Genomic DNA, 16,088 nt, shown 5'->3' with positions numbered 1-16,088 from the left:
ATACATATTGTATTTTCCACACATACGAAAAACCCTGTCTTTTAAACAGGGTTTAATAGCGAGAATGGCGACTTATATTCAATAATACACCTACTGCCATTAACATTAAGGTCAAACTTGATCCACCATAACTTAAAAATGGCAAAGTAATACCCGTAACAGGCATCAGTCCTGTTACAACACCAACATTAATCATTACTTGAATCGCAATCATCGCCACAATACCTACTGCTAAAAACGTACCATATAAATCTGGCGCTCCTAATGCTATACGAATCCCGCGCCATAGTAATAGACTAAATAATAATAACACAAATGAACCGCCAATAAAACCTAATTCCTCGGATAAGATTGCAAATATAAAGTCTGTTTGTGGTTCAGGTAAATAAAGAAACTTTTGTCTACTTTGTCCAAGTCCAAGCCCAAATAAACCACCAGGTCCAATTGCGAGTAACGATTGAATAATTTGAAATCCACTTCCGAGCGGATCCGACCACGGATCTAAATATGATGTGATGCGTTTCATTCGATATGGTGCTGATGCAATTAATCCTACAAATCCCGCTGCACCAAGCAAACCAAACATTGCAAAGTGAAAGACCCTTGCTCCCGAGATAAATATCATAATAATACATGTCCCAACCATTACCGTTCCCGTACCAAGATCTGGCTGTAACATAATCATCCCAAAAGCAAGAAATACAAAACTTAGAGCAGGTAGTAATCCACGTTTAAAAGATGTAATTAATTTTTGTCGTTCCGCTAAAAATTTTGCTAAGAAAATAATCATCGCGAATTTCATAAACTCTGACGGTTGAATGGAAAATGCCCCGATTCCAATCCAGCTTCGTGCTCCCCCGCGAACGAGACCCACTCCTGGAATTAAAACGAGAATAAGAAGAACGAAACAAACTAGCAAAATTATTTTTGAATACGTGCGCCACACCCAATAATCAATTTTCATTATAAAAAACATAGCCACTACACCAATACTCGCAAACAACAACTGTCTTTTTGCAAAAAAGAATGAATCCCCCATTTTATAAGAGGCCCAAACTGCACTCGCACTATAAACCATAATCATTCCGATTGTTAACAACGCAAGTGTAACGATGATGAGAATAAAATCAGGCGTTTTCTTCATTATCCATGAACACCACCTCTTTAGGCAGAACCTTTTGCCCTATGTAACAAAACATCAGTAGGTGTTAGCCTACTGATGTTTTGATTTACTTTATATAAGTTTATGCACAGCTTGTATAAAAATGTCTCCTCTTTCTTCAAATGTTTTAAATTGATCCCAGCTTGCACATGCTGGTGAAAGAAGAATTACATCGCCATCCGTAGAATGAGCGTAAGCTTTCACTACTGCCTCACCTAAAGTATCGACACTTTCAATTACATCTAATCCTGCTTTTTCAGCCGCTCTTACTAATTTTGGCGCAGTTTGTCCAAATGTTACAATCGCTTTGACATGTTTAAAGTATGGGATTAAATCGTCAAATTCATTTCCACGATCAAGTCCGCCAGCTAATAAAACAATCGGTTGTGTAAATGCAGACAATGCTTTTTCTGTTGCTAGCATATTCGTCGCTTTTGAATCATTATAAAACTTACGATTATTAATCGTTGTTACATATTCTAAGCGATGCTTTACACCTGTAAAACTTTTTAACACAGCAGTAATTGCTTCATTAGAAACACCTAGTAGCTTCGCAATACTCATCGCTGCTAAAATATTTTCTAAATTGTGCTTACCAGGTAAAACAATATCGCTTACTTCAACCACTTTTTCGCCTTTAAAATAAAGAGCGTTTTCTTTTATATATGCACCATCTTCAATTTCTTTCGTAGTCGAAAATAGTACTTTTTGTCCTTTACTTTGTGCCGATAACGTCATTACATCTGCATCATCCGCATTAATTACACTATAATCTGTTTCAGTTTGGTTTTTGAAAATATTCGCTTTTGCCAAACCATACTCTTCCTTCGTTCCATGGTAATCTAAATGCGCTTCAAATAAATTTAAAAATGCAGCAATTTTAGGTTGGAACGTCTCTACTCCCATCAACTGGAATGATGAAAGTTCTGTAACTACAACTTCATTTTCTTTTGCAGATTGTGCAACTTCACAAGCTACTGTTCCGATATTTCCCGCAATAACAGGGTGCTTTTTGCCTTCTTTTAACATTTCAAACGCAAGCATTGTCGTTGTTGTTTTACCGTTAGATCCCGTAATCCCAACAAATGGAGCTTCTGAAATACGATATGCTAATTCAACTTCAGTGACAATCGGAATTTGCTTTTCTTTCGCCGCCACTAGTAGTGGATTAGAATATGGAATCCCTGGATTTTTTACGATAAGTGAAATGTTTCTTTCCAACAATTCTAACGGATGTCCACCACAAACAACATCCATACCCTTCGCTTGCAATTCAGCTGCAGGCACGTTACCCGCTAATGGTTTCCCATCATTTACAATAACGTTTGCACCTAATTCGTTTAATAAAGCAGCTGCTGCATAACCACTTTTAGCAATACCTAATACAAGAACATTTTTATTTTCAAATTCAGTTATAGTTTTCAATTACATCCACACCCCGATATAAATTCCTAACACAGCTAGTAAAAATCCTACAGACCAAAACGTTACAACAACGCGCCATTCTGACCAACCACATAATTCGTAATGATGATGTAATGGACTCATTTTAAAGACACGCTTTCCTGTTGTTTTGAACGAAATAACTTGGATAATAACAGATAAAGTTTCTGCTACGAATACACCGCCAATAATAACGAGTAACAATTCTTGTTTTAACAAAATCGCTACAGCTGCAATTGCTCCCCCTAAAGCTAGAGATCCTGTATCGCCCATAAATACTTTCGCTGGATTCGCATTGAATACTAAAAAGCCAAGTACAGCTCCTACAACTGCCATACAGAAAATCGCTACACCAAATTGTTCTTGAGCCACAGCAATAATACTAAATGCCCCGAATGCAATAGCAGCTGTTCCTGATAATAAACCATCTAAACCATCTGTTAAGTTAACCGCATTCGATCCACCAATAAGCATAAATAATACAAGAACAAAGTATGCCCAGCCTAATTCGAATTCAACATCCGTTCCTGGAATCATAATATAAGTGTGAAATGCTTGCCCTTTTCCAATTAAAAAGAACGCAATAGCAATTACAAGCTGACCAATCAATTTTTGTTTTGATGTTAAACCAAGATTTCTTTTCTTAACTACTTTTATATAGTCATCTAAAAATCCGATTAATCCATATCCAAATGTAACTAATAATAATAATGATACTTCTGCACCTAAGTTGTTAAATTTAATCGCCATAATGAGCGTAGTTACCATCATGGATACATATATGACAATACCACCCATCGTTGGTGTCCCTGATTTCTTTTGGTGTGACTTCGGTCCTTCGTCACGAATACTCTGTCCGAACTTTAACTTTCTTAAAAATGGAATAAATAATGGCGAAAGGGCAACAGAAATTAAAAATGCTACCCCGGCCGTTACTAATAAACCTTGTTCAAGCACATGTAGTCCTCCTCTCATGCTGTTACTCTTCGTTGTTTAAACGCTCCGTGATTGCTTCTTTAGCGACTTCACGATCGTCAAAATGATGAACTTCCTTACCAATAATTTGATATGTTTCATGCCCTTTACCAGCAATAATAATGATGTCCGCATCTTTTGCTTTAGCAATTGCACAATGTATCGCTTCTTTTCTATCAATAATTACCTCGTAATTATTCCCATTTGCACCATTTACCATATCATCTAAAATAGCCTTCGGATCTTCACTTCTTGGATTATCTGATGTGTAAATTGCATGCGTTGCATATTCTGTTGCGACACTTGCCATTATCGGTCTTTTCGTTCTATCTCTATCACCACCGCAACCAACGATACAATATACATTCCCTTTTGCAAATTGTTTTGCTGTTTTAAGTACGTTCTCTAAGCTATCAGGTGTATGTGCATAGTCAACAATAACTGTGTAATTTTGTCCACCATCAACAACTTCAAAACGTCCAGGAACACCAGCAAGCTCTTTAATTACATCAATAATTGTTTGTAAGCTCACTCCTGAAACCAGACCTGCTGCTGTAGCAGCTAACACGTTGTATACATTAAACTTACCAATTAATTTCATCGTAACATTGACAGTTTCATAAGGTGTTACAAGTGTAAATGTTGTACCGCCACTCGTCATTACGATATCTCGTGCCATAATGTCGCTTGCAACATCTATACCGTATGTTACAACAGTAGCTGCTGTACTTCTCATATACTCCTCTGCTACTGGATCATCACTGTTTAATATAGCGTATTTTTCACGATTATGATGATAACTATTGCCAAGCTGTGCAAAAAGCAACCCTTTCGCATGTTTATATTCTTCCATCGTTTTATGATAGTCTAAATGATCTTGTGTTAAATTCGTAAATACTGCAACATCATAATCACATCCGTGTACACGGCCAAGATCTAAAGCATGAGACGAAACTTCCATTACTGTGCTATCCACACCTTGTTCAACCATTTTTGAAAACGTCTGTTGAAGTGTTAGTGCATCTGGTGTTGTATTTTTCACCTCAAATGTTTCATCACCGATTTTCATATTAATCGTTCCAATTAGCCCTGTTTTATGACCATGTGCGCGCATAATTTCATCCATAATATGCGATGTTGTTGTCTTTCCATTTGTACCTGTAATACCGATTAAATGTAACTTGTGTGTTGGTTGGCCATAAAAATAATCAGCTAAAACCGCTAGCGAACGAAAAGTATTTTTCACAAGTACAACTGGAACGTCAACATCAATTGGTCTTTCCGCAACAATAGCAGCCGCTCCTTGTGCGGCTGCTTGCTTAGCAAAGTCATGGCTATCAACCGTATATCCTTTCATACATATAAATAAGCTTCCCTCTTTCACTTTACGTGAATCCGCTTCAATAGATGTTATTTCTGGATTTTCTTTTGGAACAACTGGAAAATCATGCAAACATGATAAAAGTGTATGCAACTTCATTTCACTAAACCCTCTCTACATTGTTTATTTATCTCTTATTTTAGCAAGTAACACGTTACCTCCTAGTTATATAAAAATAGGAGGTAAGTGCTACTATAGTCTAATCAATAGATTTATTTATTAATGAGACACTTATCGTCTCAAATAAAGCAATTTCCCTATAAAAAACTCACTTCCACCAATTGTACCATAAAACACAATCAGTTACCTTTAATTCCCGAAGTAAATTCTAACTTTTGAACCCTCTTTTACTTTAGCTCCTGCTTCTGGTGATTGTTTAATTACTTTCCCACCATCACCACTTATATCAAGCTTCAAGTCTACAAGTTGCGTTTGTAAATCTTTCTTTTTCATACCAATTAAATTCGGAACTTCCACAGTTGGTGTATCGCCCCATTTATATTCTTTCTCAACTTGCTCTTTTCTCGGTTCCACTCCCATTACAGGAAGTGCGTCACGAAGAATATTCCCAACAATAGGTGCTGCTACAACTCCACCAAATTGAGTGACTCCTTTTGGGTTATCCACAGCTACATAAACAACAATTTGCGGATCGTCGGCTGGAGCAAAACCGATAAATGATACAATATAGTTATTATCTAAATATTTTCCGTCTTTTACCTTTTGAGCAGTTCCAGTTTTTCCACCTACACGATATCCATCAATATAAGCTCCTTTACCAGAACCTTTCGCTACAACATTCTCTAATGCGTAACGAACTTTCTCTGAAGTTTCCTTGGAAATAACTTCCCTTTTCGCAACAGGTGTCTTTTTGCTGACAACTTGATTATTCTTCGGATCAATAAATTCTTTCGCTATATATGGCTGATACAAAGTTCCACCATTTACAGCGGCCGCTACAGCTGCTACTTGTTGAATCGGTGTAACAGAAACACCTTGCCCAAATGAAGTCGTCGCTTGCTCGACTGGACCAACCTTATCTAAATTAAATAAAATCCCGCTACCTTCACCTTGTAAATCAATTCCGGTCTTCTGTCCAAACCCAAAATTGCGAATGTATTTAAACAATCGATCTTTACCAAGACGATCACCGAGTTCAATAAATCCTGGGTTACAAGAGTTTTGAACTACCTCTAAAAACGTTTGGCTACCATGGCCTCCAGCTTTCCAACATCGCAATCTAGCTCCACCAACTTCAGCTGCCCCATCATCATAAAACGTATCTTTCTCTAAGTCTACTAAATTTTCATTCAAGGCTGCAGCTAATGTAATAATCTTAAATGTTGACCCTGGCTCATACGTACTCCATACAGGTAAGTTTCTGTTATATACTTCCGGGGAAACACTTTGAAAATCTGCTGGATCAAAACTTGGCCGACTTGACATACCTAAAATTTCACCATTTTTCGGATTCATTGCAATTGCTATCATACCGTCGGGATTATACGTCGATTCCGCAATATTCATTTCTCTTTCCATAATCCTCGTAATGCGGGCATCAATTGTTAACCCTAAATTCAAGCCGGCTTCTGGTTTTTTGAAATCATCTCCAACGTTAGGCATTCTCTGTCCTTTCGCATCTGCAAAAAATCGCACATGACCTTTATCGCCATTTAACTCTTTATCATAATATTTCTCTAGTCCCATAAGCCCTTGATTATCACTGCCCGCAAATCCTAATACGTGTGATAAAAAATTACCGAATGGATAGTACCGGATAGAATCCTCAGCGATATACACACCCTTTAAACTTAATCCGCGTACTTCTTTCGCTTTGTCATGCGATATTTTCCTTCCGCCTTTATCAAGCCTTACAATCGACTCTTTTTTTGTAATCCGCGTATAAATATCATCTTTTTCCACACCTAATACTGCAGCTAACTTCTCTGCAGTCTCTGCTGGTTTTTCAATTTGCCTCGGCACAACAAAGACGGTCGGTGCACTTTTATTCGTAGCAAGCTCCACACCATTTCGATCTAAAATCTTCCCTCGCTCTGGTTCAAAAGTAATATTACGACTCCATGAATCCTTCGCACGATCTGTTAACATATTTCCAAGAAAAAATTGCACATATCCAAGACGAATATCGATGATGGTGAAAATGAGTATACCCGATATAAGTATAAAAATAAGTCGTTTCCTAACTGTTACATTTGATACACGCATATTGGAACAAGCCTCCCTTACGCCTAGCTTGTTCCAATATATGCTTGTACTTATTTAATTAGAACTTCTTCCCTATTACCATTATGGCTTTTCCGCTTCTTGCTGTGGCTCAAGTGGTGGTACGAGTGTTACACCTAGTTCTGTACCAGGTTGCAACAATGTTCCTTCCGCCACACTTTGTTCCGTTACATATCCTGTACCAGAAGGTTTTAAGTTAAGCTTTAATGTTTTCGCTAAATTCATAACATCACGCAGTGCCCATCCCTGTATATTTGGCATTGTAGGCTTATCTCCTACTAAGAAGACTCGATCACCTTTTAATGTTTGTTCAGTTGCTTTTGGCACTTGCTGCTGTACTTTCCCTTCACCTAATACAATTGGACGAAGTTTTGCTTTATCAATTGCTTTTTTCGCTTCATCCATCGTTTTTCCTGTTACATCCGGAACGACAGTTTGTTGCTCTTTCACATATTTCTTCGGATCCTTTACTTCATTTGGCTTAATCTTTAAATACTCTAAACTATTTTTCGTTACATATTTAAAGATATCAGCTAAAGGTTTAGCCCCGTTTTCATCATCTTTTAATTTCGGCTGTTTAACGGCCACATACACAACAAGTTGTGGATCGTCCATCGGTGCCATACCTAAGAATGAGAATATATAATTCTCTCTTCCTGTCATATAGCCACCTTTCCCGTCAGGAATTTGTGCTGTACCTGTTTTACCACCGACTGAATAGCCATCAATTTTATATGCAGTCCCTGTTCCTTTCGGTGATGTAACAACACGTTCTAGTAATTGTCTTACTTGCGCGGCTGTCTCTTTGGTAACAGGTTTTCCTACTTCTTCTGGTTTATGCTCTAGCTGTACTTTACCTGTTATTGGATCCACAATTTTATCAATCGTATAAGGTTTCATCATTTTACCATCATTTGCAATCGCTGTTGCAGCTTGTACAAGTTGAATTGGTGTAACTGTAGAACCTTGTCCAAATGCCGTTGTTACTTGTTGTATTTGTTGATCAAATAAAATTGTATTTGACCCTTCACCAGGTAAATCAATGTTTGTTTTTTCATCTAATCCAAAACTGTGAATATATTTTCGGAAACGCTCTGGACCAAGTTTTTGATCCCCTAAAATCGCAAACGCTACATTTGAAGATCGCTCTACCCCTTCATCAAAAGTAATAGAACCCCATCCAGCGCCGCCGTTATGATCTTTTATTTTGCGATTACCAACTTGATATGTACCAGACTGATAAAAGTCTTGCCCATTGTATACACCTTCATTAATGGCCGCCGCTAATGTGAAAATCTTCATTGTTGATCCCGGTTCAAACGCATTTGCAATGGCGTCATTGAAGAAATATTTAATTTGACGATCATTAGGGTCATAACTAGGTTTACTAGACATCGCTAATATTTTCCCTGTCTTCGGATCCGCAACAATCCCTATTAAATTTTCTGGTTCATAATGTTTAGTCGCTTCTTTCATTGCGTCTTCTAAATAACTTTGAATACGTTGATCAAGCGTTAAATACACATTATCTCCATTTTTAGGTGCCTTTACATTCACTTTCCCACCGTCAAGAGATACTCCTTTACGGTCACCTGTATAAGCTACCTCACCATTAGAGGCACCTAAATATTTATCCAAACTCTTTTCTAAGCCAAATTGACCGACTGAGATTCCATTTTCATCAGGTTTCGCATGACCTATGACGTAAGATGCGAAATCACCGTTTGGATAAACTCTCGCATTTTCAGTAATAAAAGATATTCCCGGCAATTTCAATGCTTCTATTTGTTCTTTCTTTTCTTTCGTCAAGTCCTTACCCAATGTTCCAAATTCCACTTGACTTTTGCCTTCTTTATTTAAAGTAGCTAAAATTTTATCTTCATCTTTTCCGAGTACTCCTGCAATTTTCTTTGCAGTATCCTCTTTATCCTTAACGGCGTTAGCTCCTTTTAACTCGGCTACAAGTTTATAAGAATTTGCATCTTGCGCTAGGACATGACCATTTTGATCATAAATTGTTCCTCGATTCGCTTCGAGAACTCCCTTTTTACTATGTTTCTGCTCAGCAAGTTTCTTTAAATCATGATTGTCCACTGTTCCTGTTACTTGTATGTAAAAAAATCGGGCTAATAACAGCAAAAAGAGCAGGAGGAAAAATATCATAAAATAACCTGCTCCCTTATTGGTATGAAATTTGGTCATATTTCTCTTCATCTTCTCTTCACACCTATTTGCCTTACTTTAGGCCTTTCACGTTATTCGCATTAATTTCTAGCCCATGTTTTTTTGCAACTTCAGCGATACGTTCATAACGACTTAATTTCTCTACTTCAGCCTGCAATTCTTGATTTTCCTTTTGTTTTTTCACAATTTGTTCTTCTATTGTCGCTGCTTCTACATTCACTTGATAAAGACCCGCTTTATTCCCAATAAAAGCTACACAAGCATATAATAAAAACCCAATAAACGTTACATACAATAGCTTTTCAATTCTTGTAATTTTCGCTTTAACTTTTGGCTTAACCATCTGCTGTGGCGGCGTTTGAATTTTTACCTCTTCTTGCGCCTGTTGTTTATACTTTACAGCTAAATTAGTCATACCTCTCTCTCCTTTTTATCGTTTTTCAGCGATTCTCAACTTCGCAGAACGCGCTCGATTATTTTCTTCTAATTCAATGTCAGAAGGTAAAATCGGTTTTCTTGTAATAAGCTTTAATTTCGGTTTAAATTCATCCGGAATAATAGGTAGCCCCGGTGGTAATTGTGGCGTTGTGCTATTTCGCTTAAACGTCGTTTTACAAATACGATCTTCTAAGGAATGGAACGTTATAACACTAACTCTTCCACCAGGCTTGACCATATCAATTGCAGACTCCAATGCCTCTTCAAATACTTTTAATTCATCATTTACAGCAATACGAATCGCCTGGAATACTCGCTTCGCAGGATGTCCACCTGTTCTACGTGCCGGAGCTGGAATACCTTCTTTAATTAATTCTACTAATTCTCCTGTCGTTTCAATAGCCTTATTCTCGCGATACGCTTCAATTTTCCTTACTATTTGCTTTGAAAATTTTTCTTCGCCGTATTGGAAGAAAATTCTTACGAGTTGTTCATATGACCAGCTGTTTACAACATCATATGCTGTTAATGGGGCATCTTGATCCATCCGCATATCTAACGGTGCATCATGATGATAACTAAAGCCACGCTCTGGTGTATCTAATTGTGGGGATGAAACACCTAAATCGAATAAAATCCCGTCTACTTCTGTGATACCTAATTCATGTAGTTTTTCAGATAAATAACGGAAGTTGCTCTTCACTGTTATAAATTGTTCACCATAAGAAGAAAATTTTTCCTTTGCATTTTGAATCGCTATTTCATCTTGATCAAATGCTATTAATTTTCCACCATCTGTTAGCTGGGATAATAAATAAGAACTATGTCCTCCTCCACCCAGTGTACAATCTACATATGTACCACTCGGCTTTATATCTAAGCCATCTACTGTTTCTTTCAAAAGTACTGTTACGTGTTTGAACATTGCTGCACCTACTCTTTTTCCAATTAATTATGTTAAATACATTTCTCACTCTACAAACATTATTTACTACTAGAGGATGAAATGCTAATAAAGAACGACTCATTTAACTTCCAACAAGGTAGCCTGCTATACAAATCGCTATTTTATTTTATTATATACTAAATTTTATCATTTTTTGCGGGAATTTAAACAAAAACCTGTCGAAAAAGATATTAATCCGTTTACATTTTGTGCTATTTTGTCATATATATATACCTGGTACATAGCGATTCATTACACCAATATAAGATAGATAATTCAGAAATATTTCACTTCACAGTTAATTCAACAGAATAAAAATAAAATCCTGCTCAAAAGAGCAAGATTCTATAGTTTTATTACATGATGTTTTCCATCCCACGAAAATGATTGTTCCATTACCTGGTCCACAAAATCAAGACCGAATTGATTTAAATAATAACAGACATTCCACACACGTTCTTGCGGTGCTCCTAATGGACGAAGCGCAAATTGCACCCGTCGGAATTTATTTAGTTGAACCTCATGCTTCTTCTCAACATTTCTTTTCAACATTTTTTCTAACAGTTCAATTTGTTCATTAATTTTCAGTTCATTTTTCCCTGCAAACTCATTTAATCCTGGATCTATTTTTTTCACGAATAGTTGTAATGATGTATGAATATCCATTATTTCTTTTTTCGCTTCTAGAAATCGTTCGTCTATCGGTTCCTCTATTTGATTAGAAAGCCAATTGTCACGCAAATTATCTACTTTATTTAGAAATGGATCAATTTCTTGCAAATCTAAATCGTATAAATCTGTCGCTATATCTCGCTCCATATAAGTAATCGTAAGCCGAGGAACGACAGGTGGCATTTGGAAACCGACAGTATGAAACACTTGTTGCAATTCACTCCAATAAGCTAACTCCCCCGGACCACCAATAAACGCTAACGTAGGAAACACATACTCTTGCATAAGAGGACGCGTTACAACATTATTACTAAAACGTTCTGGACTTCTTTCCATCTCTTCCATCAATTCTTCATACGAAAATGAATGCACTCCATCTTTCCCAATAAACTTCCCTTGATTCTCTTCAAGTAACACTCGCTCATTATCAATTTCCATAAATATATGTACTGCATTTGCCTTCGTTTCAATAATCGGTTTAAATCCTAATTCCTTAATTACTTCCTGTTGATTATGAAGGCCTACTTGAATTTCTTTATATTTACTTATTATTTGTTGTAAAAACGGTACTTCTAATTTTCTTAATGCAGGGTGATGGGAATCTACAAGAATTAAACCAGAATTTACGAACATTTTTGTAATAAGGTGCGCAAAGAAATCTACATATGTATGCGATTTATCTAAAGCATCCTCAACAAATTGTAATACATCCTTTGTAAAATTCGTTTCCGGATATGTTTTAAAAATCTCTTCAATCCATTTTCTACAGTCTTCAATAGAAAGCTCTGACTCAGAAGCACTCGCTTTTTTCGGATGACGATCATGAAAAATGGTCTTTTTTATTTTTTTATTTTTCGTTACAAATGTATGATTAATTTCATCCATATCATGATCTTCACCAGCAATCCAAAAGACCGGAACAACTCGAACCCCTAAGCTCTCTTCTTTTTCTTTTGCAAGCTGTAAAATCGAAATGACTTTATGCACTGTATAAAGTGGTCCGGTTAACAATCCAGCTTGTTGTCCAGCTATAACTACATATGTATTTTCATCTTCAAGCGCTTTTATATTTTGAATTGTAGATTCTCCCGCTTGCAATTGTGTATTATATTCTAATAAATGCGTTACTAAATCTTGACGGAAAAACTCTCTCTCACGTAAATCATGTAAACGCTGTTTAAAAGCATCTTCTGTTAACAAATAGTCAAAACATGACTCTATCTCTTTTTTACCGTTCACATAGTCCGCTACAACACCTTGTAGTGGAACAGAGATTTCTTTTATCTCCATATAATTCTTCCTTTCGTATCCTGTTCTCTCACCAACCCACATTGTAGTCAATGTTTCCCGTAAAAGCAAAGAAAAACACTTATAATTCCATCCCTTTTATTGCATCATACAAAAATTGAAGTGTCGGAACGGATTGGTGTCGTCCCTTCGCTTCTTCTAATACATATCCGACAATCGCATTAATTTCCGTTTGTCTATTCTCTCTTACATCCGCTAACATAGATGATGTATTACGAGCTGTTTTTTCACATACTTGGCATACCATTTTCCATACCATTCTTTTGTCCTCTTCTTTAATAAGAAATGCGACTTCCTGAAATACTTGCTCCATCATTTGATAAAAAAACGGATTTGAAATTAACTCTCCGTTCTCAACCCGTAATAATGCGGTCAGTGGATTAATACATACATTCACCACTAATTTATTACACATAATCCCATTCCAATCATCTTCCACTTGAATTGGAAAATAATGAGAATGAAAATGATTCAACACCTTTTCAAAACCATTAGATTGACCACGCACTACACCAAACTTTGTAACACCTATTCCAGTATGATGGACTGTATGTTGCCCTTCTTTTTTCGCACCATGCTCCACGATCCCAACCGCTATACGTTCATTCCCTAATCTTTGCATAATGTGAAGGTGAGACATTCCATTTTGCAAAAAGATTAATGACGATTCAGCCTGCACAAAAGGTAATATGTCAGTTATATGATACTGCTTTACAGCAATAAATGTATAATCCAACTTCTCATCTCGCATACTTTCTATCGGTAAAACAGTTGGAAATACCGTTTCACTTTCCCCATTTCTAATACAAGTTACACCTGTTACATTCAATTCCTCAGCCTGCTTAGCCGTCCTTGTAAACAACGTAACATCTTGATTGTTTTTTTGTAAATAAAATGTATATAGGAGACCAATAGCCCCTGGTCCAACAATTCCAATTTTCATCCTCACACAAGGAACTTATATTAAACAAGTGATGTAAGTTCCCTTGCTCTTCCCCCTTTACAGCTTATTAAATTATCTTTTAACAAATGCAACCTCTTCTTTCACTATGTATATACTACTTATATACATAGTTCTACTCTTAGTTTAGCAAATCCTCAAAAAAATAATGAAAGAAATATTCTATCTTCTTCATAAAAATTTAAAAATGAGTTATAATATTATTATAAATATTTTAATTTTTCTGCATTCAACAAGATATGAAAAGGATGTGATGTAATGGGATTCCCAAAAGTTGAGCGCTTGCTCATCAATTATAAAACATTAGATGAATTTAAAAAGTTTAAAGGTTGCGGAGCTCAAGAGCTATCCATGTTGGAAGAATTAGAAGCAAACATTATTGAAAATGATAGCGAATCTCCATTTTACGGTATTTATTACGGAGGATCGCTAATCGCACGTATGAGTCTATACATGAAAAGGAACGGCGGAGAACCATTTGAAATTACAGGACCTTACCTAGAACTTTATAAACTTGAAGTGTTACCGACTTTTCAAAAACAAGGATTCGGACAAATACTTGTTAACTATGCGAAGCAACTGAAATTCCCAATTAAAACGATAGCACGTATCCATTCAGCTGGTTTTTGGGATAAATTAAGTTTCCAACCAGTATCAGTAACTGATGGCGATTTTTATATTTGGCTTCCAGAAACAAATATGAATGCGGTTACAAATGAAGAATCTGCATAAGAAATAAAAAAAACAGCTGCGTAACAGCTGTTTTTTATTTCTTTACCTTCTCTAATTTCCCATTCGAGCAAGCACCATTTCTTTCCGCTACCATTACACTTCTTTTTTGATCGATATAATCAAGTAATGTTCTATATTCTTCCTCATATACTGATAATCGCTCCAGAAGGCGTTCTCGCTCTGTTTGTAACGATTCAATTTGTTGTTGCAACACCATTAAAGAGTTTTCATCTTTATAATTTCGTAAGAAATCAATAACATCATTCAACGTAATAGATTTCGGCTCTAATACCTTTGTCTCTTTCACTTCATAATTTTCTACCTTACGAAGTTGCTTTGCTTCTTCAATACGTTCTTTATACTGCTTTCTAACGTAAGAATTCCACCTAAATCCACAAGCTGCAGGTGTACGAGACAAATGTCTCCCCACTTCTTTAAAAGCGGACAGTTGGGTTCCACCTTCACGAATATGCCGGAGTACTACTTCTGCCAGAAGCAAATCTTCATCATCAGTCCAAGCATCTTGTCTTGTTGTCGCCATCTCTCTAGTCCTCCCTATGCATTTTTTATTAAGCATATGCAGTTACTAGAAAAGATAGAATACAACAAATAAAGAATAAGACAAAAAAAATAAACGCAGAAGATATCTTCTACGTTTATTTTCCCGCAATTACTTGCTGATTACTTCTTTACCTTTGTAAGTACCGCATGCTTTACATACACGGTGAGCTAATTTCGCTTCACCACAGCTTGGGCACTCTACCATACCAGGTACTGATAATTTGAAATGCGTACGACGCTTTCTTTTTACTGTTTTAGAAGTTCTTCTAAAAGGTACAGCCATTCTTCCCACCTCCTTAAAAGAAATAGTTATTTTCATATGAAGGCCTAAACCAGTCTTCCGATTATTTGTCAAAAAACTTTGCAAGTCCTGCTAATCTTGGATCAACAGTCTTTTCTTTGTTTTCTTCCGAAATCACTTGCCAGTCTTGACCTTGCATCGGTGCTCCACCAGAAACATCATCACTGAAAATTTGCATTGGAATCTCCAAAAGTATATTTTCCTTGATTACGGGCAGTAAGTCAAGTACTTCTCCTTCTAAACAATGAATTTCAGCTTCTGTTTCAAATTCTTCTTCTGAAGTTTGGAACACCTCAGTTGTTTTAATGTCAAATGGTAATGTCACATCTACTAAAGAGCGAGAACATGGTAAAACCATGCTTCCAGTTATATGTAGATGAAACGTAAACTTACCGGAGCCAAAATCAACTCTTCCTGTTACATGAACGGGATTAATTTCACGAATATCTTTCTCGACCTCTTTTAGCTCACTTACATCTACCATTTCATTCAATGTCAATCCTTTATTTCTCAATTTATTCAATTGATGGATGGACCATTTCATATCATATCACCTCAAGGCAACAAACAAAATTATAGCTAGCCATTTTATATTTGTCAATGTTTTTTCTTTACACCTCTAAAGAGGCATTGTGTCCATTATGTGTTAAAACGTGCGTTGTTGTCCAGCTATATTTTCTATTTTAGACAAAATGGACATAAAGTAAATAATAAATGTGGTACAAGTTGTGGTCAATGTGGTCTACGTGGTCAAAAGAGAGCGGTCGTTTGCGATCACTC

Annotated in this window: 14 protein-coding genes; 1 reads left to right on the top strand and 13 read right to left on the bottom strand. The window is 36.4% G+C overall.

All coding sequences use genetic code 11. The features are described 5' to 3' along the window. Positions 1 to 52: 52 nt before the first annotated feature. The 10 genes from spoVE to panE form a co-directional block, all read right to left on the bottom strand. Positions 53 to 1,144: a stage V sporulation protein E gene (spoVE, locus tag CDB3_RS04935; RefSeq protein WP_128853655.1), complete on the bottom strand. Its 1,092-nt coding sequence runs from the start codon at positions 1,142 to 1,144 to the stop codon at positions 53 to 55. A 90-nt stretch (positions 1,145 to 1,234) separates the two neighbouring features. Beyond that, on the bottom strand, positions 1,235 to 2,587 hold the full coding sequence (murD, locus tag CDB3_RS04930) for a UDP-N-acetylmuramoyl-L-alanine--D-glutamate ligase (RefSeq protein WP_128853654.1): 1,353 nt from the start codon (positions 2,585 to 2,587) through the stop codon (positions 1,235 to 1,237). Continuing rightward, complete coding sequence (mraY, locus tag CDB3_RS04925) at positions 2,588 to 3,562, bottom strand: phospho-N-acetylmuramoyl-pentapeptide-transferase (RefSeq protein WP_000893066.1); 975 nt, start codon at positions 3,560 to 3,562, stop codon at positions 2,588 to 2,590. 22 nt (positions 3,563 to 3,584) lie between these two features. After that, a complete protein-coding gene (murE, locus tag CDB3_RS04920) occupies positions 3,585 to 5,060 on the bottom strand; it encodes a UDP-N-acetylmuramoyl-L-alanyl-D-glutamate--2,6-diaminopimelate ligase (RefSeq protein ID WP_128853653.1) in 1,476 nt (491 codons plus the stop codon). Between the two features lie 210 nt (positions 5,061 to 5,270). Further along, the gene (locus CDB3_RS04915; RefSeq protein ID WP_002121911.1) at positions 5,271 to 7,187 is read right to left on the bottom strand and encodes a stage V sporulation protein D; all 1,917 of its coding nucleotides are present in this window, start codon (positions 7,185 to 7,187) and stop codon (positions 5,271 to 5,273) included. 81 nt (positions 7,188 to 7,268) lie between these two features. Next, positions 7,269 to 9,419 carry a penicillin-binding protein gene (locus CDB3_RS04910; RefSeq protein ID WP_483861144.1) on the bottom strand — a complete coding sequence of 717 codons (2,151 nt, stop codon included), beginning with the start codon at positions 9,417 to 9,419 and terminating at the stop codon, positions 7,269 to 7,271. 22 nt (positions 9,420 to 9,441) lie between these two features. Further along, positions 9,442 to 9,804 (bottom strand): cell division protein FtsL, encoded by a 363-nt coding sequence (gene ftsL / locus CDB3_RS04905; protein WP_128853651.1) that lies wholly within the window; start codon positions 9,802 to 9,804, stop codon positions 9,442 to 9,444. Positions 9,805 to 9,819: 15 nt separating this feature from the next. Continuing rightward, the gene (gene rsmH, locus CDB3_RS04900; protein ID WP_097830905.1) at positions 9,820 to 10,752 is read right to left on the bottom strand and encodes a 16S rRNA (cytosine(1402)-N(4))-methyltransferase RsmH; all 933 of its coding nucleotides are present in this window, start codon (positions 10,750 to 10,752) and stop codon (positions 9,820 to 9,822) included. A gap of 366 nt (positions 10,753 to 11,118) precedes the next feature. After that, positions 11,119 to 12,735 (bottom strand): bacillithiol biosynthesis cysteine-adding enzyme BshC, encoded by a 1,617-nt coding sequence (bshC, locus tag CDB3_RS04895; RefSeq protein WP_128853650.1) that lies wholly within the window; start codon positions 12,733 to 12,735, stop codon positions 11,119 to 11,121. A 79-nt stretch (positions 12,736 to 12,814) separates the two neighbouring features. Beyond that, positions 12,815 to 13,702, bottom strand: coding sequence for a 2-dehydropantoate 2-reductase (gene panE / locus CDB3_RS04890; protein WP_128853649.1), 888 nt, complete (start codon positions 13,700 to 13,702; stop codon positions 12,815 to 12,817). Between the two features lie 270 nt (positions 13,703 to 13,972). Here panE and CDB3_RS04885 point away from each other — a divergent pair, with 270 nt between their 5' ends. Continuing rightward, positions 13,973 to 14,446: an N-acetyltransferase gene (locus CDB3_RS04885; RefSeq protein WP_128853648.1), complete on the top strand. Its 474-nt coding sequence runs from the start codon at positions 13,973 to 13,975 to the stop codon at positions 14,444 to 14,446. A gap of 34 nt (positions 14,447 to 14,480) precedes the next feature. On the opposite strand, the gene CDB3_RS04880 is transcribed toward CDB3_RS04885, so the two are convergent. The 3 genes from CDB3_RS04880 to CDB3_RS04870 form a co-directional block, all read right to left on the bottom strand. Then, complete coding sequence (locus CDB3_RS04880) at positions 14,481 to 14,987, bottom strand: RsfA family transcriptional regulator (protein ID WP_097830901.1); 507 nt, start codon at positions 14,985 to 14,987, stop codon at positions 14,481 to 14,483. Positions 14,988 to 15,116: 129 nt separating this feature from the next. Then, entirely contained in the window at positions 15,117 to 15,290 is a 174-nt protein-coding gene (rpmF, locus tag CDB3_RS04875; RefSeq protein ID WP_001984764.1) for a 50S ribosomal protein L32, read from the bottom strand. Positions 15,291 to 15,351: 61 nt separating this feature from the next. Next, positions 15,352 to 15,852, bottom strand: a complete 501-nt coding sequence (locus tag CDB3_RS04870; protein ID WP_000872151.1) for a YceD family protein — start codon at positions 15,850 to 15,852, stop codon at positions 15,352 to 15,354. Between the last annotated feature and the right edge of the window lie 236 nt (positions 15,853 to 16,088).

It is taken from the genome of Bacillus sp. CDB3, from assembly GCF_002081505.1.
Lineage (GTDB): Bacteria > Bacillota > Bacilli > Bacillales > Bacillaceae_G > Bacillus_A > Bacillus_A cereus_AT.
The sequence above is the reverse complement of the archived record's forward strand: the minus strand, read 5'-3'. Positions and strand labels throughout refer to the sequence as shown.

Coding starts and splice junctions, on each gene's coding strand:
- spoVE (WP_128853655.1), bottom strand. CDS start 1,144: ATGAAGAAAACGCCTGATTTTATTCTCATCATCGTTACACTTGCGTTG.
- murE (WP_128853653.1), bottom strand. CDS start 5,060: ATGAAGTTGCATACACTTTTATCATGTTTGCATGATTTTCCAGTTGTT.
- CDB3_RS04915 (WP_002121911.1), bottom strand. CDS start 7,187: ATGCGTGTATCAAATGTAACAGTTAGGAAACGACTTATTTTTATACTT.
- CDB3_RS04910 (WP_483861144.1), bottom strand. CDS start 9,419: ATGAAGAGAAATATGACCAAATTTCATACCAATAAGGGAGCAGGTTAT.
- ftsL (WP_128853651.1), bottom strand. CDS start 9,804: ATGACTAATTTAGCTGTAAAGTATAAACAACAGGCGCAAGAAGAGGTA.
- rsmH (WP_097830905.1), bottom strand. CDS start 10,752: ATGTTCAAACACGTAACAGTACTTTTGAAAGAAACAGTAGATGGCTTA.
- bshC (WP_128853650.1), bottom strand. CDS start 12,735: ATGGAGATAAAAGAAATCTCTGTTCCACTACAAGGTGTTGTAGCGGAC.
- CDB3_RS04885 (WP_128853648.1), top strand. CDS start 13,973: ATGGGATTCCCAAAAGTTGAGCGCTTGCTCATCAATTATAAAACATTA.
- CDB3_RS04880 (WP_097830901.1), bottom strand. CDS start 14,987: ATGGCGACAACAAGACAAGATGCTTGGACTGATGATGAAGATTTGCTT.
- rpmF (WP_001984764.1), bottom strand. CDS start 15,290: ATGGCTGTACCTTTTAGAAGAACTTCTAAAACAGTAAAAAGAAAGCGT.
- CDB3_RS04870 (WP_000872151.1), bottom strand. CDS start 15,852: ATGAAATGGTCCATCCATCAATTGAATAAATTGAGAAATAAAGGATTG.